Annotated in this window: 22 protein-coding genes; 19 read left to right on the top strand and 3 right to left on the bottom strand. The window is 43.9% G+C overall.

All coding sequences use genetic code 11. From position 1 onward, the window contains the following. Window positions 1-36: 36 nt before the first annotated feature. Window positions 37-1,584, bottom strand: coding sequence for a glycoside hydrolase family 32 protein (locus RBB12_RS00655; protein ID WP_306012390.1), 1,548 nt, complete (start codon window positions 1,582-1,584; stop codon window positions 37-39). Window positions 1,585-1,782: 198 nt separating this feature from the next. On the opposite strand from RBB12_RS00655, the gene RBB12_RS00660 reads away from it, so the two are divergent. From RBB12_RS00660 to RBB12_RS00675, 4 genes are all read left to right on the top strand, one after another. Next, complete coding sequence (locus tag RBB12_RS00660) at window positions 1,783-2,397, top strand: TIGR04282 family arsenosugar biosynthesis glycosyltransferase (RefSeq protein ID WP_306012392.1); 615 nt, start codon at window positions 1,783-1,785, stop codon at window positions 2,395-2,397. Next, complete coding sequence (locus RBB12_RS00665; RefSeq protein WP_306012393.1) at window positions 2,394-3,209, top strand: purine-nucleoside phosphorylase; 816 nt, start codon at window positions 2,394-2,396, stop codon at window positions 3,207-3,209. Before RBB12_RS00660 ends, RBB12_RS00665 begins: the two co-directional genes overlap by 4 nt. After that, complete coding sequence (gene arsM / locus RBB12_RS00670) at window positions 3,206-4,171, top strand: arsenosugar biosynthesis arsenite methyltransferase ArsM (protein WP_306012394.1); 966 nt, start codon at window positions 3,206-3,208, stop codon at window positions 4,169-4,171. Before RBB12_RS00665 ends, arsM begins: the two co-directional genes overlap by 4 nt. Before the next feature lie 97 nt (window positions 4,172-4,268). After that, window positions 4,269-5,084: a hypothetical protein gene (locus tag RBB12_RS00675; RefSeq protein WP_306012395.1), complete on the top strand. Its 816-nt coding sequence runs from the start codon at window positions 4,269-4,271 to the stop codon at window positions 5,082-5,084. Between the two features lie 52 nt (window positions 5,085-5,136). On the opposite strand, the gene RBB12_RS00680 is transcribed toward RBB12_RS00675, so the two are convergent. Continuing rightward, window positions 5,137-6,051: a hypothetical protein gene (locus RBB12_RS00680; protein WP_306012396.1), complete on the bottom strand. Its 915-nt coding sequence runs from the start codon at window positions 6,049-6,051 to the stop codon at window positions 5,137-5,139. A gap of 93 nt (window positions 6,052-6,144) precedes the next feature. After that, window positions 6,145-7,164 carry a glycoside hydrolase family 113 gene (locus RBB12_RS00685; RefSeq protein WP_179382895.1) on the bottom strand — a complete coding sequence of 340 codons (1,020 nt, stop codon included), beginning with the start codon at window positions 7,162-7,164 and terminating at the stop codon, window positions 6,145-6,147. A 127-nt stretch (window positions 7,165-7,291) separates the two neighbouring features. Between RBB12_RS00685 and RBB12_RS00690 the strand changes: the two genes are divergently transcribed. The 15 genes from RBB12_RS00690 (at window position 7,292) to argH (ending at window position 24,182) form a co-directional block, all read left to right on the top strand. Beyond that, on the top strand, window positions 7,292-8,641 hold the full coding sequence (locus RBB12_RS00690; protein ID WP_306012397.1) for an NAD(P)/FAD-dependent oxidoreductase: 1,350 nt from the start codon (window positions 7,292-7,294) through the stop codon (window positions 8,639-8,641). 48 nt (window positions 8,642-8,689) lie between these two features. Further along, window positions 8,690-10,300, top strand: coding sequence for a 4Fe-4S dicluster domain-containing protein (locus tag RBB12_RS00695; protein WP_306012398.1), 1,611 nt, complete (start codon window positions 8,690-8,692; stop codon window positions 10,298-10,300). Between the two features lie 91 nt (window positions 10,301-10,391). Next, the gene (locus RBB12_RS00700; protein WP_306012399.1) at window positions 10,392-11,081 is read left to right on the top strand and encodes a glycosyltransferase family 2 protein; all 690 of its coding nucleotides are present in this window, start codon (window positions 10,392-10,394) and stop codon (window positions 11,079-11,081) included. Continuing rightward, window positions 11,081-12,565, top strand: coding sequence for a cellulose synthase family protein (locus RBB12_RS00705; RefSeq protein WP_179382899.1), 1,485 nt, complete (start codon window positions 11,081-11,083; stop codon window positions 12,563-12,565). Before RBB12_RS00700 ends, RBB12_RS00705 begins: the two co-directional genes overlap by 1 nt. 9 nt (window positions 12,566-12,574) lie before the next feature. Then, window positions 12,575-13,927, top strand: coding sequence for a polyprenol phosphomannose-dependent alpha 1,6 mannosyltransferase MptB (mptB, locus tag RBB12_RS00710; protein WP_306012400.1), 1,353 nt, complete (start codon window positions 12,575-12,577; stop codon window positions 13,925-13,927). Between the two features lie 220 nt (window positions 13,928-14,147). Continuing rightward, window positions 14,148-14,762 carry a GNAT family N-acetyltransferase gene (locus tag RBB12_RS00715; RefSeq protein WP_293280484.1) on the top strand — a complete coding sequence of 205 codons (615 nt, stop codon included), beginning with the start codon at window positions 14,148-14,150 and terminating at the stop codon, window positions 14,760-14,762. A 121-nt stretch (window positions 14,763-14,883) separates the two neighbouring features. Then, complete coding sequence (gene argG, locus RBB12_RS00720) at window positions 14,884-16,071, top strand: argininosuccinate synthase (protein WP_306012401.1); 1,188 nt, start codon at window positions 14,884-14,886, stop codon at window positions 16,069-16,071. Window positions 16,072-16,154: 83 nt separating this feature from the next. Continuing rightward, entirely contained in the window at window positions 16,155-17,129 is a 975-nt protein-coding gene (argC, locus tag RBB12_RS00725; protein ID WP_306012402.1) for an N-acetyl-gamma-glutamyl-phosphate reductase, read from the top strand. A gap of 78 nt (window positions 17,130-17,207) precedes the next feature. Next, window positions 17,208-18,002 carry a pyrroline-5-carboxylate reductase gene (gene proC / locus RBB12_RS00730; protein WP_306012403.1) on the top strand — a complete coding sequence of 265 codons (795 nt, stop codon included), beginning with the start codon at window positions 17,208-17,210 and terminating at the stop codon, window positions 18,000-18,002. 128 nt (window positions 18,003-18,130) lie between these two features. Beyond that, window positions 18,131-19,279: an aspartate aminotransferase family protein gene (locus RBB12_RS00735; protein ID WP_306012404.1), complete on the top strand. Its 1,149-nt coding sequence runs from the start codon at window positions 18,131-18,133 to the stop codon at window positions 19,277-19,279. Beyond that, the gene (locus tag RBB12_RS00740) at window positions 19,276-20,214 is read left to right on the top strand and encodes an acetylornithine carbamoyltransferase (protein ID WP_306012405.1); all 939 of its coding nucleotides are present in this window, start codon (window positions 19,276-19,278) and stop codon (window positions 20,212-20,214) included. Before RBB12_RS00735 ends, RBB12_RS00740 begins: the two co-directional genes overlap by 4 nt. After that, on the top strand, window positions 20,211-20,957 hold the full coding sequence (locus tag RBB12_RS00745) for an SDR family NAD(P)-dependent oxidoreductase (RefSeq protein WP_293280495.1): 747 nt from the start codon (window positions 20,211-20,213) through the stop codon (window positions 20,955-20,957). Before RBB12_RS00740 ends, RBB12_RS00745 begins: the two co-directional genes overlap by 4 nt. A gap of 1 nt (window position 20,958) precedes the next feature. Continuing rightward, entirely contained in the window at window positions 20,959-21,738 is a 780-nt protein-coding gene (gene argB / locus RBB12_RS00750) for an acetylglutamate kinase (protein WP_306012406.1), read from the top strand. Then, window positions 21,735-22,805: a M20 family metallo-hydrolase gene (locus tag RBB12_RS00755; protein WP_306012407.1), complete on the top strand. Its 1,071-nt coding sequence runs from the start codon at window positions 21,735-21,737 to the stop codon at window positions 22,803-22,805. The genes argB and RBB12_RS00755 overlap by 4 nt, the downstream gene beginning before the upstream one ends. 93 nt (window positions 22,806-22,898) lie before the next feature. Beyond that, window positions 22,899-24,182 (top strand): argininosuccinate lyase, encoded by a 1,284-nt coding sequence (argH, locus tag RBB12_RS00760; protein WP_306012408.1) that lies wholly within the window; start codon window positions 22,899-22,901, stop codon window positions 24,180-24,182. The last annotated feature ends 35 nt before the right edge of the window (window positions 24,183-24,217 follow it).

The following is a 24,217-nucleotide window of genomic DNA, read 5'->3' on the forward strand; positions in this document are numbered from 1 at the left end:
AAACTTGTCAAAAAAGCTGATATCGGTCAGACAATCCTAGTTTTGCCAAACGGATTCCATCTTTTTGATGGATTCGATAATGATGGGATGTTGGCTATCCTCATTCACAATAATCAATGTATCGTAAGGTTTGGCGGGAAATATTTGCTCGGTAATGGCCAATAACCCTTCATTCACAAACAGCTCCATAGACGACCAATCCATCAAAACCCTCAAATTCCTGAGCTCCCCCTTCGGAAGCACTATAGGGGCTTTATGGACCCTTGCCCCAAAATCCTTTTGAAAATCAACTTGACCCGAAAATCTCCTATCCACTTGTAAGGTATCCAGACCCATCTGGACCTGAAGCGCTTCATCCCTATCGTTTTTGAACAGAAGTTTCATATTTTTTGAAGCTGTTTTCAATTGTATTTCGGATTGATGCAGCCCATCAACATCTAAAGTGTCCGAAGTGGCCGCTGGGACTTCCGTTGAGGACAGCAACATATCGGAAGTTAATTTTCCAACGGACGCAATGGGATAATTTGCCAAAACATAGTCGTCTTCAACCTGATGTAAGCTAAGTTTGCGTGGGACGGTCATGGCACTTCGCCATTTCTGGGTAGGGGTATCCCGTGCATAGTCCCAATTGCTCATCCAACCGATAAAAATTCGGTCCTCGCTTGGCACATTGTTGTAGGTGACCCCAGCATAATTATCGGTTCCATAATCCAGCCATTTAGGCTCTTGCTGATGGGAAGTAAAGGTTGTTCCGTCAAAATCCCCAACAAAATATTGGGTTCCGCTACCACCATTCGGAGCTCCGGGATTGATGCTGATCAACAACACCCATTTTTCTTCCTCTGAACCCTGTACTGGTAAGGGAAAAAGATCGGGGCATTCCCAAACACCTCCATGGGCGCCCTGTGTTTTTCCAAAATCGCTCATGTACTTCCAATCCTTCAGGTCTTTGGAAGTATAGAATTGCGCATGGTCGCCCGCCACCAATGCCATAATCCAAGATGAAGAAGCTTCGTGCCAAAACACCTTGGGATCCCTAAAATCCTTGATGCCTTGATTCAGTATTACCGGATTGCCTTCATACTTGGTCCAAGTGACACCATTATCCAAACTGTAGGCAATGCCCTGTGTTTGGTAGTCTGTTCTACCCTCTTTTTCACCCTCCATGGAATGGTAGGTGAATATGGCCACCAAAGGTGTTTCCCCATTTTTACCGAAACCCGTCGTGTTATTTTTGTCCACCACAGCGCTACCCGAAAAAATAAGTCCATGCTCATCGGGATATAGCGCAATCGGTTTATGCTCCCAATGCACCAAGTCCCTGCTCATCGCATGCCCCCAATGCATGGGTCCCCAGACGATATCATCTGGGTAGTATTGGTAGAATAGATGGTACCAACCGTCATTGTATACCAAGCCGTTAGGGTCATTCATCCATTTTTCCGGTGGTGAAAAATGAAATTGTGGTCGATATGCTTCTTGATATTTCGCATCCTTATCTGTCGAGGTCGATGCCTTCTTTTGTTCCTGCTTGCATGCCACCAGGGCGAGTACCAAAAAGCAACTTATGACTTGTCTGTGCATTTTCTCAAATAAATTAACCCGCTCAAGTTAAACAAATTTTAGCGCTCACTGTATGGGTTTTATCTACATTGAGGCAGAGCAATTGGACGGAAAACCAACTGTAACCAAAAAATATTTCCCTTTTTCCGAAAGGAACGAACGCAAAAATCTACCTATCTTTAAACAGCGTTTTGCAAACCCCAACTAAATCCATAAAAGTTGAGCAAAAACCTTCTTTTGACCCTTACCCGAAACCCCGAACTTGGCAAGTGCAAGACCCGATTGGCAGCGAAGGTGGGTGATAAAGCGGCTTTGGATATCTACAAATTTTTATTGGACCAAACGGTCGCCTTCACCAAGAATCTAAATGTAGAGAAATGGGTGTACTATTCCGAACAGATTTTGGAACATGATATCTGGGACAGTTCCATCTACCAAAAAAAACTCCAAGTTGGAAAGGATTTGGGCGAACGCATGATGCATGCCTTTGAAGAGGGATTCCGAGCCGGGTTTGAGAACATCATCATTATTGGAAGTGATATGTTCCATTTAAACCAAAAAGATCTGGAAGAAGCATTTTCCAAACTTGACCAACATGATTTTGTCGTGGGCCCGGCAGAGGATGGCGGCTATTACCTATTGGGCATGAAATCCTTACAAAGGGAGCTGTTCCAAAACAAGGCGTGGGGCACAAATACGGTGTTGTCCGATACGCTTTCCGATATCAAAGACGCCGACGTACATCTTTTACAGGAAAAAAACGATGTCGATTATTACGAAGACATTAAAGATATTGAGGCCTTTGCGCCATTTTTAAAACATATACAAGAATGACACAGAAACAGATTGACGAATCCGTTGATTACTTGAAAAAACGTGGTTTCGAAACCCCAGAAATTGGGATTGTACTGGGAACGGGACTTGGTCAGCTCATTGAGAGCATCGAGCATCCCATCGAGGCCCATTACAACCATATCCCCTATTTTCCGTTGGCAACGGTGGAATTTCATACTGGGAAACTCATCTATGGCACTATCGAGGGCAAAAAAGCAGTGGTGATGCAAGGCCGTTTCCATTTGTATGAAGGATACGATTTTTTGGATATTACCTACCCTATCCGGGTAATGCACAGTCTGGGTATTCAGCAATTGTTTGTGTCCAATGCCGCGGGAGCCATCAACCTCAACTTTAAGAAAGGGGATATCATGCTCATCGAAGATCATATCAACCTTCAGGGAGGTTCTCCATTGGCCTTTAAGAACGTATCAGAATTCGGGAACCGTTTTGTGGACATGAGCGAACCTTACGATTTGGATATGCGCCGAAAAGTGGAGGCCATAGCCAAGCGCGAAAACATTTCGTTGCAAAAAGGGGTATATGCATCGGTGGTGGGCCCGCAACTGGAAACCAAAGCCGAATATCGCATGCTCAAAACCTTGGGTGCAGATGCGGTTGGAATGAGTACGGTTCCCGAAGTAATTGTTGCCAATCATTTACGACTACCCATTGTAGCGGTTTCCGTTTTAACGGATGAATGTGACCCTGATAATTTGCAACCTGTTGAAGTACAGGAAATTTTGAGGGTCGCGGGGCAAACGGAACCCAAAATGATCAAACTATTCAAAGAACTTATCAAAGAACTATGAGCTATTTAGATGCCACCCAGGATTTATATAAGGAAGCAGCCCTGACACCAGATGTTGGACTCTGTTGCACCACCAACCCCATTTGGCAATTTCCCGGACTTTCCATTCCCAAGATCATGCAAGAAATGAACTATGGTTGCGGAAGTACCGTTTCCGCGCAGGATTTGGTGAACGAACCCAAAATTCTTTATGTGGGGGTTGGCGGTGGTATGGAACTGCTGCAATTCGCTTACTTTTCTAGGCAAAAAGGAGGGGTTACCGGAGTGGATTCCGTGGATGAAATGCTGGAAGCTTCCCGGAAAAATTTCAAATTGGCCGAAGCGGAAAACGATTGGTTCAAAAGCGACTATGTCAACTTGGTCAAAGGAGACGCCCTACATTTGCCCGTTGAAGATGCAAGTATGGACGTGGCCGCACAGAATTGCTTGTTCAATATCTTTAAAATCGAAGATTTGAAAAAAGCCGTTTCCGAAATGTACCGTGTCTTGAAACCGCATGGCCGTTTGGTGATGAGCGACCCCATTTGCGAGCAACCCATGAGCGATGAACTCCGCAACGATGACCGATTGAGAGCACAATGTCTCAGCGGAAGCATCCCCTTAAAGGATTACATAAAAGTATTGACCGATGCAGGCTTTGGTACCATCGAAATCCGGGGTAAACGTTCGTACAGGGTTTTATCGCCCAACCACTATCCCACTGATGAGCTAATCCATATCGAATCCATAGAAATAGCGGCCATAAAAGACCCAATGCCCGAGGACGGACCTTGCGTGTTTACCGGAAAAACAGCTATTTATTTTGGCAACGAACCCTATTTTGATGACCAAAAGGGACACGTATTGCAACAGAACCAGCCTTTAGCGGTTTGCGATAAAACGGCAGCGGCCTTGGCCGATGCATCGGATGAAATTTTTATCAGTGAGAGCACCTACCACTACAATGGTGGGGGTTGTTGTTAAATACCGGGAATTTATATTACATTTGATGCTACCCTAAACCAGGGTGACAGAAAATCATACCTCAATACTTTAAAAATTATTTTTAAAAATTGATTGTATGATAGTTCCTGACCGTATCAAAAAATTAAATCTAGCTGAACTCCCCCTTCACTTTAAGGACCTCCCCCTAAGAAGATTACCGATTGATCCCGTTTTTGGCGAAAAACTAATGAAGTTATCACCAAGAGGTTTAATCGCCCTGGCCGCTGCCATGTCGGAGTGGGTAATCTGGCGTATTGATAAACATCATGGTTTTGAAAGTGAGCCCTTGGTAGAAGCAATATGGGTGTGCTCCGTCCACCCATCTTATCTGGCTCCTTTCCAACTCGAACATTGGCCCAAACCTTCCGACCCTTTATGGGATTCGCCTCCAAGCAAGGCCTTCTTTAGTGTCCAGTATCATTTTAGGAAGATCATAGAGGGGATGATTGGATATGATCATTTTCATGACCTATCAAATTGGTGCTATAATGTCTTGGAAACCGGGATGTTCAAAAACAAAAAAAATAAATTTGAATCTTCAACAGGAAAAGAAATGGCATTTACTTTCCATACTTGGTTACACAAAACCATCGATAAAATGGCTGTTCTTTCACCAATTGATCAAATCACCTCCAAATGTCTTATGGAAAGAAATCCTTCCGAAAAATTCCAAAATTCATTCTGTTGGGGAAATGCAATTTGCCGAAATGAAATTTATGGTGAGTTTGATAGCCAATCGAATAGAACAAAAACAATAGATTCTCTTTTAAAAAAAGCTTTAGGAAACCCTTATTTATGCAGTGCTGAAGAACTCTCACTGAACAAATGCTGGGATTTTACCAAACACAGTATTCCAATGCTTCAAGGTAATCCCTATACTTTCGCGGAATAGCTAGGATGTTTACATAAAGGCCGGTAACATCCTAATTTAAAAATATATTGCTTCAATTCTCAAATTCAAGGTCCGCGTAGTCGTTCATGATACCGTTGCTGATCATATTGGCGAACTTTGTTTTATTGGTTTTGAGCGAAATTTTACTTTGGGCTGTTTTGGAGGAACTTTCCAAGGACAACAGGCTTATGGCAGGTAGTATGTTTCTTGCAAGATAAAGACTGTTTTCATCTTCAAAAATCAAACTGGCCTCGTCCACATTGGTATTGGAGATGCTGTGCTGCTTGAATACATTTTGAATATGGTGTGCAAACCGTTGCCCTTGCTCACTTTTGTTGTAATGGTAAACGGCTACATCCAGCGCGCTTCCTTGGGAAAGTTCGCCGGCACGCAATAAGAGGACACGTTGGTATTTGCCCATGTTTTGAAGGTATCGCTTGTTGATGACTTTCACATACTCCCCCATGATTCCTTTGGAAGCATTTGCATTGCTGGGCTCCCCCATTACATATACCTGTGCACCATTTTCCATCAATTCAGCAGCGAGACGTTTGGCGATATCTTTGGTAAAGCTGCCATCGCTTTCAACCTTATTTTCAACGATCAGATAGTACACGGCATCCTTCAATTTGTCACTTTTGACCGACATCTGGGAAAGTTCGGAATCAAAAATAGGGGCTTCGGCATCGGCGACCGCTTCGACCAAAACACCTTTCTTTTTAAAGGAATCACTGGCATAGGGCACCTTATATTCTTCACCTAATTTCAAGGCGCTCCCTTCTTTGATTTTATCGGAATTCAGTTCCAGAAATGTGCCATAGTGCTTGGCGGGATCTAAGCCCTGTTTCCGTAGCAAGGAAAAAATACCGTCGCCCTGCTCCGCTACCACTTGGTAAAAATTATTGTCTTGAGCAAAAATGAGTGTACAGGCCCCGACCCAAAAAAGAAGGGATAATCTTAATTTCATTATAACATGTTTTGGGTGGGATGTGCTACAAATATGGCGAAAATTATGAGACAACATGTCGTTATCCCATTAAAAATTTTGGGGCTTCATTTTCTAATCCCGACTTCGCGATGTTTTTACTTGTGCGTATTGTTCCCGTATCACGGACTCTGCAGGTTTGTTCTGGGGTGTAAAGCGATTGTCATCGGCTCCACCCACCTTTTCGTGTTCCATAAACCATTTCCACACAAAGCCACCAGCAAACCAGTCCTCGTTCCAAAATTCGTCAAAAAGCACTTGGGTCGCCCTTGCTTGGGCCTCCAAGTTCACATTCTCTTGGTTTCGGTCCACCAACCAGGGCTTTTTACCGGTAAAATCCATGCTCCGATAGCCAAATTCCGTAAACAAAATAGGACGGTCCTGTTCTTGGGCCAATGCCTTCATCTTATCCTTCCAAGGCTTCCAACCTTCGGTAAGTGTTTCTCTTGTAGGATTTTGCCTTTCACATAATGGAAAATAAGCATTCACCCCTATATAATCCAGTTCCGACCAAAAAGGTGTTTTGGCATATTCATCCCAATTGGCTGCATAAGTGAGCTTTCCATGATATACCTCTTTGATTTTTTGGATGAGTTGACCCCAAAACTCGGGACGTTCATCAATGAAGGTCTTCAATTCCGTGCCCACGCAAAAAATATCGCTTTGGGTTTCTTCGGCCATTTCGGCGAACAGCAGTATAAATTTTTCATAGGAAGCCTCAAACGTTTCCCAATCCGCTTCGCTCTTCATATCCAAGTTTCCGGTAAAAGCACCATTGGTAATCCAAATTTGGGGCTTCACCATCACCATTACCCCATTCCGGTGCAGTTGTTCGATATACTGTTTTGCACCATCCCTTCGTTCACCAAACCATTGTCGGTCCGAATTAAAAAACAATTCAGCTGATTTTTCGCCATTGATAAAACCAAAGGGCATAATGGCCGCATAGTTGGCATGGACATCCAAAACAGGGGCGATATGCCGTTCCGAAACCTCCTCACGGGAAGCCACAAAACTTACACCGTTCACCTTTTGAAACTTGCTACTGGCGCAAGAGGAAAGGACTAGGACCCCTAAAAAAATCAGTTTTTTCATAATGATAGCCAACCCTCTAAAATAATCATTTTAAAACAGCATTCAGCTCCATTATTCTTATTAAATTTCATCTTGTTGTTAAGTTCTTAACAAAAAAAGCGACACATCAAACAATCAAACCTAACCCATGGAGCACGTTGTCATTATTGGAAATGGAATAGCAGGCGTTACTGCTGCCAGGCATATCCGCAAACTTTCCGATAAAAAAATCACTATCATTTCGGCCGAGGCCGAATACTTTTTTTCGAGGACAGCCTTGATGTACGTGTACATGGGTCATATGAAGTTTGAGCATACCCAACCCTACGAAAACCACTTCTGGAAAAAGAACAACATCGAATTGGTGCATGGATATGTTGCCAAAGTAGATACCGAACAAAAGCTGCTTTATCTGGCGGACAAATCGTCGCTCCATTACGATAAGTTGGTTATTGCCACGGGATCCAAACCCAACAAATTTGGATGGCCCGGGCAGGATTTGGATGGTGTGCAGGGGCTTTACTCCAAACAGGATTTGGAACTCTTGGAAGAAAACGCACCCAACAACAAGGTTTGTAAACGAGCTGTAATCGTAGGCGGCGGCCTTATTGGAATCGAATTGGCCGAGATGTTACGAACGCGAGATATTCCCGTTACCTTTTTGGTGCGCGAAAAAAGCTTTTGGAACAGTGTTTTGCCCTCTGGGGAATCTGAAATGATCAACGAACATATTCGGGAGCACCACATAGATTTGCGATTGGGCACATCACTTCAAGAAATCCACCCCGATGAAAATGGAAGGGTAAAATCCGTCACCCTTGCAGAAACGGGTGAAGAAATTGAATGCAACTTGGTGGGATTAACAGCCGGAGTTACTCCAAACATAGATTTTCTGAAAGATTCTGGGATTGCATTGGGGCGAGGCGTAAAAGTCAATCGCTTTTTGGAAACCAACGTGAAAGATGTGTACGCCATTGGCGACTGTGCCGAACAGCATGAGGCCATTGGCAATCGCAGACCCATTGAGGCAGTATGGTACACGGGACGGATGATGGGCGAAGCCCTTGCCCAAACCATTTGCGGCAATCGGATGGCATACAACCCCGGACATTGGTTCAACTCCGCCAAATTCTTGGATATTGAATACCAAACCTATGGTTGGGTGTTTTCGGAAAGAAACAAAAAAGAAAACGAAGTCCATTTTCATTGGAGACATCCCAACGAAAAAATCTGTATCACCATAGCGTTTGATAAGGAGTCCGAAACACTATTGGGCATCAACACCTTTGGAATTCGTCTACGGCATCACGTATTCGATCAATGGCTCAGCGAGCAACGATCTATTGATTTTGTAATGGAGCATTTGGTGGATGCCAATTTTGATCCTGAATTCTACAAAAACTTCGAATCGCAAATAGTGTCAAAATACAATGCTGATTTCGGAAAATCCATCAGCCTGAAAAAGAGAAACCTAAAACGCATCTTCCAATTGGGTTGATGGGTTTATACCTGATTGGAAAATGTTAAAACAAAGAAACAACAAACAATGAGCAACCAAACACATAGTCCGAGCATGGCCCTGACCGGGGAACCACCAAAAAGCTTGAGCCTCAACCAAAAGATGGCTGTTTTTCTAGGAACATCGGGATTGGGCATTTTACTGTTGGCCGTTTTCAATGTGAGCTTTCCAAATAAGACCCTTTGGCTCACGATATCCCTTTTGGCCATCACCATCGGGGTTATCTGGTTTTCATGGGATGCCTACTCAAAAAAACTCCCTGGCATTAAAAATGACGGGGTCTGGTTCAAATCCATTTCCAGTCGTGGGCTTTGGGGATGGATTGCTGGCTTGGCTTTGACAGGCTTTTATATTGTACTCTATTTTTATCCGCAATATCTCGGTTTAGTGAGCGATGGTGAAAACAAGGGTGTTATCGCCCTTTTTGATCCACTCAGCCAATTATTGAACGGCAACCCGGCGAGTCAATGGTTTGTGTACGGGACCCTTTACACCGTGGCCATTTTGGCCTTTGGCATTAAGTTCCTTTGGAAATACCGCCATAACCGGTATGAAAGGCTGCGTACTATTAGCGTGATGTTCTTTCAAACCGCCTTTGCGTTCATTATCCCAGAATTGATGGCACGTTTGAACGGGGACAAGATTCTGAACGGAGGAAGCCTACCTTATTACGACTTAAAAAATATTTGGCCACTGAACTATTACAATTTTGAAGGATATCGCATCAAAATGTTTTTGAGCTCGGGCGAAATCGGTTTTGCACTATTGATTTTTGGTATTCTTTCCATTTTTGTGATTACCCCTATCCTAACCTACAAATATGGAAAAAGATGGTATTGCTCCTGGGTTTGTGGCTGTGGTGGATTGGCCGAAACAGCTGGCGATTCCTTTAGGCAGTTGAGCGATAAATCCACCTTTGCCTGGAAAGTAGAGCGATGGGTGGTGCACAGCGTCGTGGTTTTTGTAACCTTGATGACCACCGCCGTTATCTACTCCTATTTGGGAACGGACACCAGCAAATATTGGTTGACCAAAAGTACTTTTTTGATTGGCGTAGCTGTGTTGCTGACCTTGGTTTTCGGTTGGGCCATGATTTTTAAACGGGACCAACTTCAAAAAGATGCCCAATATGGGGCTATCGGTTACTTCGTGATTATCTTGGCATTGATTGGGTTCCACTTTTTCAGTGGTGAAGGGGAAGTGTTTTTGTTCAAATCAGGTACCCTACGTAAATCCTACTCTTTTTTGATCGGCAGTATTTTCTCTGGTGTTATCGGAACGGGTTTTTATCCCATTTTTGGCAGTAGGGTTTGGTGCAGGTTTGGATGTCCCATGGCAGCCATTTTGGGCTTTCAGCAAAGGTTGTTTTCCCGGTTTAGGATTACCACCAATGGCGGTCAGTGCATCTCCTGCGGCAATTGTTCGGTGTACTGTGAAATGGGAATCGATGTGCGGGCCTATGCCCAAAAAGGGGAGAACATCGTCCGATCAAGCTGTGTGGGATGCGGAATCTGTTCGGCAGTTTGTCCACGTGGCGTGCTTAAATTGGAGAATGGTCCATTGGAGGGAAGAATCGACAGCAATCAGGTGTTGTTGGGCAACGATGTAGACCTCATGACCTTGGTAAACAAAAAGTAAGATTACTTTCTTTTTCAAAGTTTCGCATCAGTTATCCATGGAAAATTTTAGTTTTGGCAACTGCTAACACTAACTAAATTGTTCCCAGCCAATGGCGGATATCAAAGTCATTATCCCAGCAATCAACGAAGGAGATTCCATTGGTTTGGTGGTCTCGGAAATCCCTGACCACGTAGCGGAAATCGTGGTGGTTGACAATGGTTCCGAAGACGATACCATGGCAAATGCCATAAAAGCCGGAGCAACGGTGATCACCGAAAGCCGCAAGGGATATGGCTTTGCCTGTTTAAAGGGATTAAATTATATCTCCGAACAATCCAAAACACCCGACATTATCGTATTTATCGACGGAGACTATTCAGATTATCCAGCGGAATTGGATAAGATTGTCGCCCCAATTTTGGAAAATGACATCGATTTTGTGGTCGGGGCGCGAAAAAAATCACTTCGCGAACCGGGTTCCATGACTCCACAACAGGTTTTTGGGAACCAATTGGCCACATTTTTAATGCGTTTGTTTTTTAGGTCAAAATTTACGGATTTAGGACCTTTTAGGGCGATAAAGTACGAAAAGCTCAAAGAATTGAACATGCAGGACACCACTTATGGATGGACAGTGGAAATGCAGTTAAAAATTTTAAGAAAAAAAATGTCATATATCGAAGTACCAGTGCGTTACAAACGAAGAATTGGCGTATCAAAAGTTTCTGGTACGGTAAAAGGTACTATATTTGCTGGCATAAAAATTTTGGGTTGGATCTTTAAATACAGTTTAAAATAATGGGACTCGCTATTACTTACATCATCATTGCTATTTATAGTACGGCCTTACTTTTGATTTTCTTCTACAGTCTTGCCCAGTTGAATCTTTTGATCAACTATCTCGGCTATAAAAAGCGAAACGAGGAAGCCCCAAAATTCAACCTTCTCGACCCCAAGGAAATTCCATTCGTTACCATTCAGCTTCCTATTTACAACGAAGAATATGTAATGGAGCGTTTGTTGGACAACATCGCCAAAATAGAATACCCTAAAAGTAAACTGGAAATCCAGGTCTTGGACGACTCCACCGACGATTCTGTGGCCGAAACAGCCCGAAGGGTACAAGAGCTTCAGGAAACTGGTCTCGACATACAGCATATCCGCCGCGAAAACAGAAAAGGTTTTAAGGCCGGTGCACTTAAGGAAGGATTGGAAATCGCAAAAGGTGATTTTATCGCCATTTTTGATGCCGACTTTCTCCCAGAATCCGATTGGTTGAAAAAAACCGTTCCTTACTTTAAGGATGAGGAAATCGGTGTGGTGCAGACCCGTTGGGGACACATCAACAGAGACTACTCTACCCTAACCCGTATCCAAGCCTTTGCTTTGGATGCCCACTTTACCTTGGAGCAGGTAGGACGAAATTCCAAAGGACACTTTATCAACTTTAACGGTACCGCTGGTATTTGGAGAAAACAATGTATCCTCGACGCCGGAAACTGGGAAGGCGATACCTTGACCGAAGATTTGGATTTGAGCTACCGTGCACAGTTGAAAAACTGGAAGTTTAAATATTTGGAAGATGTGGAAACACCCGCAGAGCTTCCCGTAGTGATCAGTGCCGCCCGTTCCCAGCAGTTCCGTTGGAACAAAGGAGGGGCCGAAAACTTTAGAAAAACGGTGCTTAGCGTTATCACAGCCAAAAACATCCCGTTCAAAACCAAGTTCCATGGCGTAATGCACCTGTTGAACAGCTCCATGTTCCTTTGTGTTTTCATTGTGGCGCTATTGAGCATTCCCATGCTGTACATCAAAAACACTTATGGTCATTTGGGTTGGGTGTTTGAGGTAACCAGCTTCTTTATTTTGAGCACCATCATCCTATTTGTATGTTATTGGTTTACGTATAAAAGCATACAAGGAAGCAGTTTCGACAATTTCGTGGATTACATCAAACTCTTTTTTACGTTCTTCTCTGTGGCATTGGGCTTCTCTTTGCACAACACCGTAGCGGTTCTAGAGGGACATTTGGGGAAACGAAGTGAATTTGTGAGAACTCCTAAATTCAATATCAACAACCTAACCGACACCTGGAAGGGCAACAAATATTTGACCAACAAATTGTCGCCCAATATGATTTTGGAGTTTGCTTTGATGATCTATTTCCTTTTTGGAATGTACAGCGCCATACCGTTGAACGACTACGGATTGTTCCCTTTCCACCTCATGTTGTTCCTAGGATTTGGATTCGTGTTCTTTAAATCCTTGACGTCCAAGGCATAATCCTGCACCATGCAAGCTTATTGGCGACTGCATAGATATCCGATACTATTTGCCGTCGCCTGTGTTTTGTTTTACTGGAGCTTTGCTTACCAACTGGTACGCACCGATTTTGTAAAGCTCTTTATGCTCTTTGGTGCACTTTTTTACCTCACCTATAAAATCATCCAGTTCGAAAAATGGAACTTTAAGTTCCTTTTGATTATCGGCATACTTTTTCGGTTGGTGTTTTTGATGGCCGAACCGAATCTTTCACAGGATTTCTACCGGTTCCTCTGGGATGGGGAACTGATTAAAAATGGCATCAACCCCTATTTGTACACCCCCGACCAAATTATGGAACAAGGGCATGTCACCTTTGCCAACATGAAGGAGCTGCGCGAAGGGATGACCGACCTCAACGCAAGGCACTACAGCAATTACCCACCTGTCAACCAAGTACTGTTCGCATTGGCATCGGTTTTGGGCGGAGGAAGCATTTTGGGGTCAACCATTGCCATGCGATTGATAATAATACTTGCTGACCTGGGCGCACTTTATTTCGGCAGAAAGCTATTGCAACAACTGAACAAGGCCAACAACTTGGCCTTTTGGTACTTTTTGAATCCCTTGGTCATTATTGAATTAACTGGAAATCTGCATTTTGAAGGTGTAATGCTGTTTTTCTTTGTATGGGCGCTTTACCTCATATCCATCAACAAATGGTTATGGGCAACCCCTGTATATGCCATTTCCATTATGGTAAAACTAATGCCGATATTGTTTTTGCCACTATTTATCAAATACTTCGGATTCAAAAAAAGTATCGCCTTTTACACCTTAGTCCTTTTAGGATGTACTGCATTGTTGTTTCCGTTTTACTCCTCTGTATTTATTGATAATTATTCCGAAACCGTTGGGCTTTGGTTCAGTAACTTCGAGTTCAATGCCAGCATATACAATGTGGTCAAAAAAATAGGAGTCACCTATTTTGAAGCCAAACCTTGGGAACTCATCGATGCTTATGGCTCTTTCATTCAAAAACTGGTCATTGTTATCGTATTGTTGCTCGCTTTCCTTCGGAAGAATCATAAAATGGAAAGCCTCATTACCTCAATGGTATTTGCCTTGGCCTGCTATTATTTTCTATCCACCACCGTACACCCTTGGTATGTGGTGTTCCTGTTGGGCTTCTCCATTTTCACCGATTATCGATTCCCCCTGCTCTGGTCCTTTACCATAATTCTTAGTTATTACACCTACTCCAACCCAGATTATACCGAAAATTTAGGGTTGTTGGCGATTGAATACCTATTGGTAATCGGCTTTTTTATTTACGAAATGATAGGTAGTCGCCCTAAAAAGTTATATTTCTTTAAAAAATAACATCAATTCTAGCACAGTTCGAATTAATTTGTACTTTAGTCCCGTAATGAAAGGACAAGAGTACATATTAACTTCGTTGAGCATCGCTGCTCCCATTAGTCCATTTACACCCCGCCGTCGTCGCCCGTAAGGGTGAATTATATCTATTGGAAATAGGTGAGTCCATTTCCGCACAACTTCCAAAATACTTTTTTCAATTTTTATAGATCAATCGCTTGCAATGGAAATTATTGTTGCTAACGAATCACATTTTAAATACGCACAAATCATTAGTGATACCATTACCGAATCCGCCAAGGTTCGCGGAACGGGTATCGCCAGACGTACGCCCGAGTACATCATAAAGCGTTTGCAGAACGGAAATGCCATCATTGCTTTGGACGGGGATAAATTTGCCGGCTTTTGCTATATCGAAGTCTGGGGAAATAAAGACTTTGTAGCCAACTCCGGTTTAATCGTTCATCCCGATTACAGAAATCAAGGACTTGCCAAGCAGATTAAAAAAGCCGTTTTTGACCTATCACGGAAAAAATTTCCCGATGCCAAAATTTTTGGTATTACCACCGGGCTGGCCGTGATGAAAATGAACTACGAGCTAGGCTACAAACCCGTAACCTTTTCCGAACTTACGGATGATCCCGAATTCTGGAAGGGTTGCCAAACCTGTAAGAACTTTGATATTTTGACCCGTACCGAAAAGAAAATGTGTCTCTGCACAGGTATGTTGTACGACCCCAAATCAAAAAAACAAGAACCTGAAAAAATCAATAAAAAAGCGTTCCAGCGATTAAAAAGCATCAAGGAGCACCTCTTTTTAAAAAAGAAAGATAATTAAACTGTCTGTTCGAGCTACCATACTGAACTTGAATTGAGTGAGGGGTCGAACCATCAGGAATACAAGAACTAAGACATAAAATGGATTCCTGCCTTCGCAGGAATGACAAACTAAAAGAACAATGGAAAAATTAGTTTTAGCCTACAGTGGAGGATTGGACACTTCATACTGTGCCAAGTACCTATCGCAAGAAGAAGGCTTTGAAGTACATGCCGTAAGCGTGAACACTGGAGGTTTCAGTGAAGCAGAAATTAAGGAAATCGAAGAAAAAGCCCTGGCTTTGGGAGCAACCAGCTACACTTCCATAGATGCCGTTACCACGTTCTACGAAAAAGTAGTCAAATACCTTATCTTCGGTAACGTACTCCGAAACAATACCTATCCCCTTTCCGTGAGTGCGGAGCGTATCGTACAGGCCATAGAAATTGTAAACCATGCCAAAAAGCTTGGTGCCAAATACATTGCCCATGGAAGTACCGGTGCAGGAAATGATCAAGTTAGATTTGATATGATCTTTCAAATCCTGGCGCCGGAAATCAAGATCATTACCCCGATCAGGGACAAAAAATTGGCACGAGAGGAAGAAATCAACTATCTACAACAAAATGGTATCGACTACTCTTGGGAAAAGGCCAAGTACTCCGTGAACCGAGGTTTGTGGGGGACATCCGTTGGAGGCGATGAAACCCTTACCTCCCACTTATCCCTGCCGGAAAGTGCCTATCCGAGCCCATTGGAAAAGGAACTGCCAAAAGGACTAAAACTGACCTTTAAAAAAGGGGAGCTTGTTGCCTTGGATGGGGAGGAAGACACTCCTGTGGCCAATATCGAGAAATTGTCTGCCATCGCCTCCAAATACGCCGTTGGCAGGGACATCCACGTTGGCGACACCATTATTGGGATCAAAGGAAGGGTCGGGTTTGAAGCAGCCGCACCATTGATCATCATTAAAGCGCACCATCTACTGGAAAAACACACTTTGAGCAAATGGCAGCAATACCAGAAAGAACAAATGGGCAACTTTTATGGAATGCTATTGCACGAAGGAAATTACTTGGATGAAGTAATGCGAAACATCGAAGCCTTTTTGACCGACACCCAGAAACACGTTTCGGGAGATGTTTTCGTGACCTTGCATCCCTATCGATTTGAATTGAACGGCATCACTTCCCCCCACGATTTGATGAACGCTTCCTTTGGAAGCTATGGTGAAATGAACAAGGGCTGGACCGCCGACGATGCCAAGGGCTTCATCAAAATTTTGTCCAACTCCGGGAAAATTGCAAACCACGTAAACAATGAAATTTAAAAGCCGTTAACTTGAGCGGAGTCGAAGGGAGAGACCTAATTGGATAAGATTCCCGCCTTCGCGGGAATGACAAAATTAAAATTATGATAAAAGTAGGAATCATAGGAGGGTCGGGGTACACCGGCGGGGAACTGATCAGATTGTTGCTCAACCATCCTGAGGCAGAAATTGACTTTGTGTACAGCACCACCCGAGCGGGCAAACCAATAACCGTTGCACATCAAGATTTATTGGGACAAACAGATCTGACATTTTCCGGGGAGGTAAATCCAGATGTGGATGTAGTCTTTCTTTGTTTGGGACACGGCAATTCGACCTCATTTTTGAACGAGAACAAATTTTCGGCATCAACAAAAATCATCGACCTCAGCAATGATTTTAGATTGCAGGGAGATTCCATGTTCAATGGGCAACGGTTCATTTACGGACTTCCCGAATTGAACAAGTCCGCGATCCAAGCTGCAGAAGCCATTGCCAATCCCGGTTGTTTTGCCACCGCCATTCAATTGGCCCTATTGCCTTTGGCGAAAGCAGGGTTGTTGGGCAATGATGTTCATATCAACGCTGTTACGGGCAGCACCGGCGCTGGGGTCGGGCTTTCGGACACTTCCCATTTTAGCTGGAGGAACAATAACGTATCGTGGTACAAACCTTTTACGCATCAACATTTGGGAGAAATTGGAGAAAGCTTGAATTCCTACGGGAAGTCTGTGGGCAAATTGATGTTCTTGCCAAATCGCGGCAACTTCACCCGAGGGATTTTGGCCACTGCCTATACCTATTTTGATGGCACCTTGGAGGAAGCGAAACAATTGTACAGCGATTTTTATAAGGATGCTGCTTTTACACATCTATCGAATGAAGAATTGCATTTGAAGCAAGTCGTGAACACCAACCAGTGCCACATCCACTTGCATAAGCACGATGACTTGCTTTTGGTGACATCGGCCATCGACAATTTATTGAAGGGAGCATCAGGACAAGCAGTACAAAACATGAATTTGATGTTTGGATTTCCTGAGACGACAGGTTTGTTGTTGAAGGCAGGAGTATTTTAATATGGGTGCCCTGAGCGGAGTCGAAGGGCACAATCAAATTAGATTTCCGTCTACACGGAAATGGTAAAAAGGATAATTATGAAAATAGCCATCATAGGAGCAGGGAATTTGGGATTGGCCATTGCCAAGGGCATTTTGCATAGCAATGGGGCCACCACCATGTTCCTCACCAAACGGAATACGAAATCCATTCAGGAATTTGAAAAGTATGGAATCGTAACCGTAACCTCGGACAACCAAGAAGCCGTAAAAAATTCAGATATCCTGATTTTTGCGGTGCAACCCGGTCAATTTGTTTCCATTTTGAATGAGACCAAGGACCTTCTGACCGAAAAACACGTAATCATAAGCACCATTACAGGTTTCCGTATTCCCAAAATAGAGGAAATCATCGGTTCGGATAAATTTATCATCCGAAGCATGCCCAATACCGCTATTTCAGTAGGTAAATCCATGACCTGTATTTGCAGCAACGAACTGGGCAAAAAACGGATTGATTTGGCAAAGGCCATTTTTAACCGAATGGGCCACACCATGGAAATTCCGGAAGACCAAATGCAAGCGGCAACGGTCATCTGTGCCAGTGGCATCGCTTTTTGGATGCGTTTGATTCGAGCCACAACACAAGGAGCCATTCAATTAGGTTTTGATGCAAAAGAAGCCCAAGAGCTGGCCATGCACACCTGCAATGGGGCTGCCAGTTTGTTGATTGAATCCGGTAGCCATCCTGAAGAAGAAATCGATCGGGTGACCACACCAAAGGGATGCACCATTGAAGGTTTGAACGAAATGGAGCATCAAGGTTTGAGTTCATCCTTGATCAGGGGAATTGTATCCTCGTTTGAGAAAATAAGTGAAATCAGAAAAGGATAAAACGAAAGGTCGAGCTGTCATATTGAGCGGAGTCGAGATGCGAGACCTTTATTAAAGAAAAACATAAAAAACACCTCTCGACTGCCTGCCTGCTGAAGGTGGGCGCTTGGGGTGACAAGTAAAAGATTATGAAACTATTCGACGTATACCCACTGTACAACGTCACTCCAGTGAAGGCCAAGGGCATAGAAGTCTGGGACGACAAAGGGGAAAAATATTTGGATTTTTATGGCGGTCACGCCGTAATTTCAATCGGACACACCCATCCACATTACGTAAAGCGAATCAAGGAGCAACTGGAACAGATGGCGTTCTACAGCAATTCGGTCCAAAATCCACTTCAGCAGGCATTGGCCGAAAAGTTGGGCCAAATGTCAGGATGCGAAGACTACGACCTTTTTATGTGCAATTCTGGGGCCGAAGCCAACGAAAACGCACTGAAAATGGCCTCGTTCCACACTGGAAAGTCAAAAGTGATCGCCTTTACCAATAGTTTTCACGGAAGGACCTCGGCTGCCGTTGCTGCAACGGACAATCCGAGCATCAATGCGCCCATCAACAAACAGCAAGAGGTCACTTTTTTGCCCTTGAACGATGTTGATGCCTTTGAAAAAGCTATTGAAAGTGATTCATACTGTGCCGTTATCATAGAAGCTATTCAAGGCGTTGGTGGTTTGGATGAACCGACTACCGAATTTTTCCGGTTCATTGCCAAAAAATGTAAAGAGCACAACATCGTATTGATTGCCGATGAAGTACAGTCCGGTTACGGACGAAGTGGTAAGTTCTTCGCTTTTCAGCACCATTTGGACATTGAGCGGAGTCGAAGTGTACAACCCGACATTATTTCGATTGCCAAGGGTATGGGCAATGGTTTTCCAGTTGGTGGTATTTTAATCCAAGAATCCTTTAAACCCTCCTATGGACTTTTGGGAACCACCTTTGGTGGCAACCATTTGGCGTGTGCGGCGAGCTTGGCCGTGTTGGAAGTGCTAGAAGATGAAAATTTGATGGCCAATGCGGCAAAGCTTGGTTCGTATTTCAAAGAAAAAGCAGCGGAGATACCAGAAATCAAAAAAGTAAAAGGCAGAGGACTTATGATTGGATTAGAGTTTGATTTTGAGGTGGCGGACCTCCGCAAGAAAATGATTTTGGAGCAACACATGTTCACAGGAAGTGCCAAAAACAAGAAATTGTTGCGATTCCTGCCTGCGTTGAACATCACCAAAGAAGATATGGACTTATTTTTTGAAGCCCTCAAAAAAGCATTATCATGAAGCACTATTTATCCATTAACGATATTGATTCCCTCCCCGACTGGGTGGACGAAGCCATTACCCTTAAAAAAGACCCGTACCTATTTGAATCCTTGGGCAAGCGGAAAACCATTTGTCTGTTGTTTTTCAACAATAGCCTTAGAACACGCTTGAGTACGCAAAAAGCGGCCATGCATTTGGGCATGGAAGTGATGATCATGAATTTTGGCAACGAAGGCTGGGCTTTGGAATATGGTGATGGTACCGTGATGGATAAAGGTACTTCCGAACACATCAAGGAAGCGGCCCAAGTGGTTTCCCAATATGCCGATATTGTGGCCATTAGGGCATTTGCAGGGCTAGTGGACAGACAAAAAGACGAAGCCGAAGAAGTCATTTCCGGATTTGCCAAATATGCCACCATCCCCGTGGTCAATATGGAAAGTTCGGTGGGACATCCGCTCCAAGCGTTGGCCGATGCCATTACCTTGAAAGAAAACGAAACTAAGAAAAGGCCCAAAGTAGTCCTTTCGTGGGCACCACATCCCAAGGCCTTGCCACATGCCGTAGCCAATTCGTTTGTACAGATGATGAAATTGCAGGATACCGATTTTGTGATTACCCATCCCGAGGGGTATGAACTCAATCCGGAATTGATACAAGGCTGCCAAATCGAATACGATCAAGATAAAGCATTGGAAGATGCCGATTTCGTTTACGTGAAAAACTGGAGCAGTTATTCCGAGTACGGCAAAGTACTCAGCTGGGACACCAACTGGACCATGACCCAACAAAAATTGGGTCATGCCAAATTTATGCACTGCCTACCCGTTCGCCGGAACATGATTGTGGAAGATGCCGTTTTGGATGGTGAACAATCCTTAGTGGTGCAACAGGCCAAAAACCGAGTCTTTTCAGCACAGCTAGTCTTGAAAAAAATATTGGAGAACTTATGAAATTAAAGGACAAGGTCTGTATTGTAACCGGTGCAACAAGTGGAATGGGCAAAGCCATTGCCCAAGGACTCTCGTCCGAAGGAGCGCGTTTGGTGCTTTCGGGTAGGAATAAGGAAAGTGGCCAAGCTTTGGAAAACAGCTTGGAACATGCTGTATTTGTTCCAGGCGATGTTACGGAGCCTTCCTACAACAAAAAGCTGGTGGATACGGCTTTGGAAACCTACGGTCAATTGGATATCCTTTCACTGAACGCAGGTGTTCTGGGATTGGGCAATGTGATGGAACTACCTATCGAAACGTGGCAAAACGCCATCAACACCAATTTGAGTGCTCTCTTTTATCTTTGTAAGTACGCACTGCCCATCTTACAGCAACAACCTCAAGGCAATATTTTGATCAACGCCTCGATAGCGGCCTTCAAAAGTTTCCCAAATCATCCCGCCTATTGTGCTTCCAAAGCGGGAGCCGTAGCGCTAATGAAGCAAATGGCGGTGGACTACGCTCCAAACATCCGTGTAAACGCCATTTGTCCTGGGCCAGTGGATACGCCCTTGCTGTGGGAATCGGCCAAGGCTTTTGAACATCCTGAAACTGCTGTAGAACATGCGAAAAGGACTACATTGTTAAAAAGGTTGGGTACCCCTCAAGATATTACTAAACTTGTGCTTTTTTTGGTTTCGGATGACAGTTCGTGGATCACTGGAACCACAGTAACCATTGATGGAGGGATTATAAACACATAAAATGAAACAAAAATTATCCGTAGTAAAAATTGGCGGAAACCTGATAGAAGATGCCGAAGGATGCAAACAGGTATTGGACCTGTTCGCCAAAATGGACGGCAATAAAATTTTGGTTCACGGGGGTGGTAACAAGGCCACCGAGTTGGCCAATCAATTGGGGGTAGAATCCAAAATGGTCAATGGAAGACGTATTACCAATGCCGAAACCTTGGATATTGCCCTTATGGTTTATGGCGGATTGGTTAGTAAAAAAATCGTAGCCAAATTACAAGCCCTTGGAACTGACGCCATCGGAATGAGCGGTGCAGATGCCAATGCCATTCGCGCCCACAAAAGGCCTAAAAAAAATGTGGATTTCGGTTTTGTCGGCGATGTAGATATGGTGAATACCTACGGAATCTTTAAATTGTTGCAAGCAGGGTTCACCCCTATTTTTTGTGCACTTACCCACGACGGAAAAGGGCAACTGTTCAATACCAATGCGGATACCATTGCCGCTGAATTGGCCATTGCCATGTCCGACCAGTTTGAGACCACCCTTTACTATTGTTTTGAGAAAAAAGGAGTACTGCAAGATGTGGAGGACGAAAACTCCGTGATTCATCACATCGATTCCAAGGGGTATGACGAACTCTTGGCCTACGGCATCATTGCGGATGGTATGCTTCCCAAGTTGCACAACTGCTTTTACGCCCTTCGCAACCATGTATCCAAGGTGTGCGTAGGCAACACCAATATGTTGGAAGCCAATAACTCAGATTACACCACATTGACCTTATGAACATCAATCAAGAAATAGTAACGGAAAAAGCCATTGACCTGCTGAAAAAACTCATCAGCACACCATCCTTCTCAGGTGAAGAGGATAAAACAGGTGATGCTATTGAGGGTTTTTTACAGGGTTTTGGAGTGAAAACCCATCGCCAATACAATAATATTTATGCGTTCAACAAGCATTTTGATGAAAGTAAACCAACCCTATTACTCAATTCACATCACGATACGGTAAAGCCGAACAGCGCCTATACCAAGGACCCTTTTGATGCTCATATCGAAGACGGAAAATTGTATGGGCTTGGCAGTAACGATGCTGGCGGATGTCTGGTTTCGCTCTTGGCCACTTTCGTTCATTTTTACGAGAAAGAAAACTTGAGCCACAATATCATCATGGCAGCGACTGCGGAAGAGGAGGATGCAGGCGAAAAAAGTATCAGGGCATTGCTCCCCATTCTTCCCACCATTGATGTTGCCATTGTGGGCGAGCCCACTTTAATGGATTTGGCCATTGCAGAAAAGGGATTGGTGGTTTTTGACGGTGTTGTGGAAGGAACCCCATCACATGCAGCTCACCCCAACGATAACAACTGTATTTACAACGCGATTAAAACCTTGCAATGGTTCAGGGATTACTCCTTTGAAAAGGTATCGGAGGCATTGGGAGAAGTCAAACTGACCGTTACCCAGATCAATGCGGGCAAACAGCATAATGTAGTGCCCGCACAGGTGGATTTGGTCATTGATGTGCGTGTGAACGATTGTTACAGCAATCAGGAAATAGCCGATATCCTGCAAAAGGAAGCGCCTTGCAAATTAACACCTCGTTCTTTGCGATTGAACTCCTCCTGCATTGACCCTGAACACGACTTGGTAAAGAGTGGATTGGCCCTGGGCCGAAAAACCTACGGTTCGCCCACACTTTCAGACCAAGCGGCATTGACCTGCCAATCAGTGAAATTGGGCCCTGGGGATAGTACCCGTTCGCACTCGGCCAATGAATATATTTTTGTTCGGGAAATTGAGGAGGGCATAGATCTTTACATTAAAATCCTGACGGGATTTTTACAGTAAAAAAACGAAACTTGGGCCCTGAGCGAAGTCGAAGGGCCATATATATGGAAATTATAAGATTCCCACCTTCGTGGGAATGACAAAAGAAAAACTATGAAACTCTGGGACAAAGGATTCAGCACTGATAAAAAAATAGACCACTTTACGGTGGGCAACGACCGTGAACTGGATTTGGTCTTGGCCAAATACGATGTCATCGCTTCCAAAGCCCACGCCAAAATGTTGGGCAAGGTGGGGTTGATTACCCAAGACGAGGCCAAAGATTTGGTAAAAGCATTGGATACCATCTCTAAGGATATTGAAAAGGGCAAGTTCAGTATTGAGAATGATTTTGAGGACATGCACTCCAAAATCGAGTTTATGTTGACCGAAAAATTGGGGGATACCGGTAAAAAAATCCATTCCGCCCGTTCCCGAAACGATCAAGTACTCGTGGCCATGCAATTGTTCTTGAAAGATGAGTTGACCGAAATCAAACAGCAAGTAAAAACCCTGTTCGATTTGTTGATGAAGCTAGCGGACAAGCATCAAAAAGTATTGCTGCCGGGTTACACCCATTTGCAGATTGCCATGCCCTCCTCTTTTGGACTTTGGTTTTCCGCCTATGCGGAGAGCTTGATAGACGATTTGTACTTTGTACAAGCGGCTTACAAAGTCGCTGACCAAAATCCGCTGGGCAGTGCAGCAGGTTATGGAAGCTCCTTTCCTATTGATAGAAGTTTCACCACGGCCGAAATGGACTTTGCCACGCAAAAATATAATGTGGTGGCTGCCCAAATGGGACGTGGAAAAGTGGAAAAAGCAACCGCCTTTGGCATATCGAGCGTTGCCGCTACGCTTTCCAAAATGGCGATGGACATTTGCCTGTACATGAGCCAAAATTTTGATTTTATCTCCTTTCCAAATGAGCTGACCACGGGAAGCAGTATCATGCCCCACAAGAAAAATCCGGATGTTTTTGAATTGATTCGTGCGAAGTGCAACAAGATTCAGGCAGTACCCAATCAATTGATCATGATCATGAACAACTTGCCTAGTGGCTATCATCGCGACCTTCAATTGGTAAAGGAAGTGATTGTACCTGCTTTGCAGGACATGCATGCCTGTCTGGAAATGATGACCTTCAGCTTGAAAGAAATCAAGGTGAACAAAAGTATCCTGAACGACCCCAAGTATGATTACCTATTTAGTGTGGACACCTTGAACGAACTCGTTAAAAGCGGCATGCCCTTTCGGGATGCCTACAAAACCATGGGCAAGGCCATAGAAAACGGGAACTTTAAACCCAAACGGGACATCGAGCACACCCACGAAGGTAGTTTGGGCAATCTATGTTTGGAGCAGATAAAAGAGAAAATGGAAAAAGTTTTGGCTTAAAATGGATACATTAGGTTGAAAATTTAGCCCTCGGC

The sequence above is a fragment of the Allomuricauda sp. MMSF_3307 genome (assembly GCF_030733585.1).
Lineage (GTDB): Bacteria > Bacteroidota > Bacteroidia > Flavobacteriales > Flavobacteriaceae > Flagellimonas.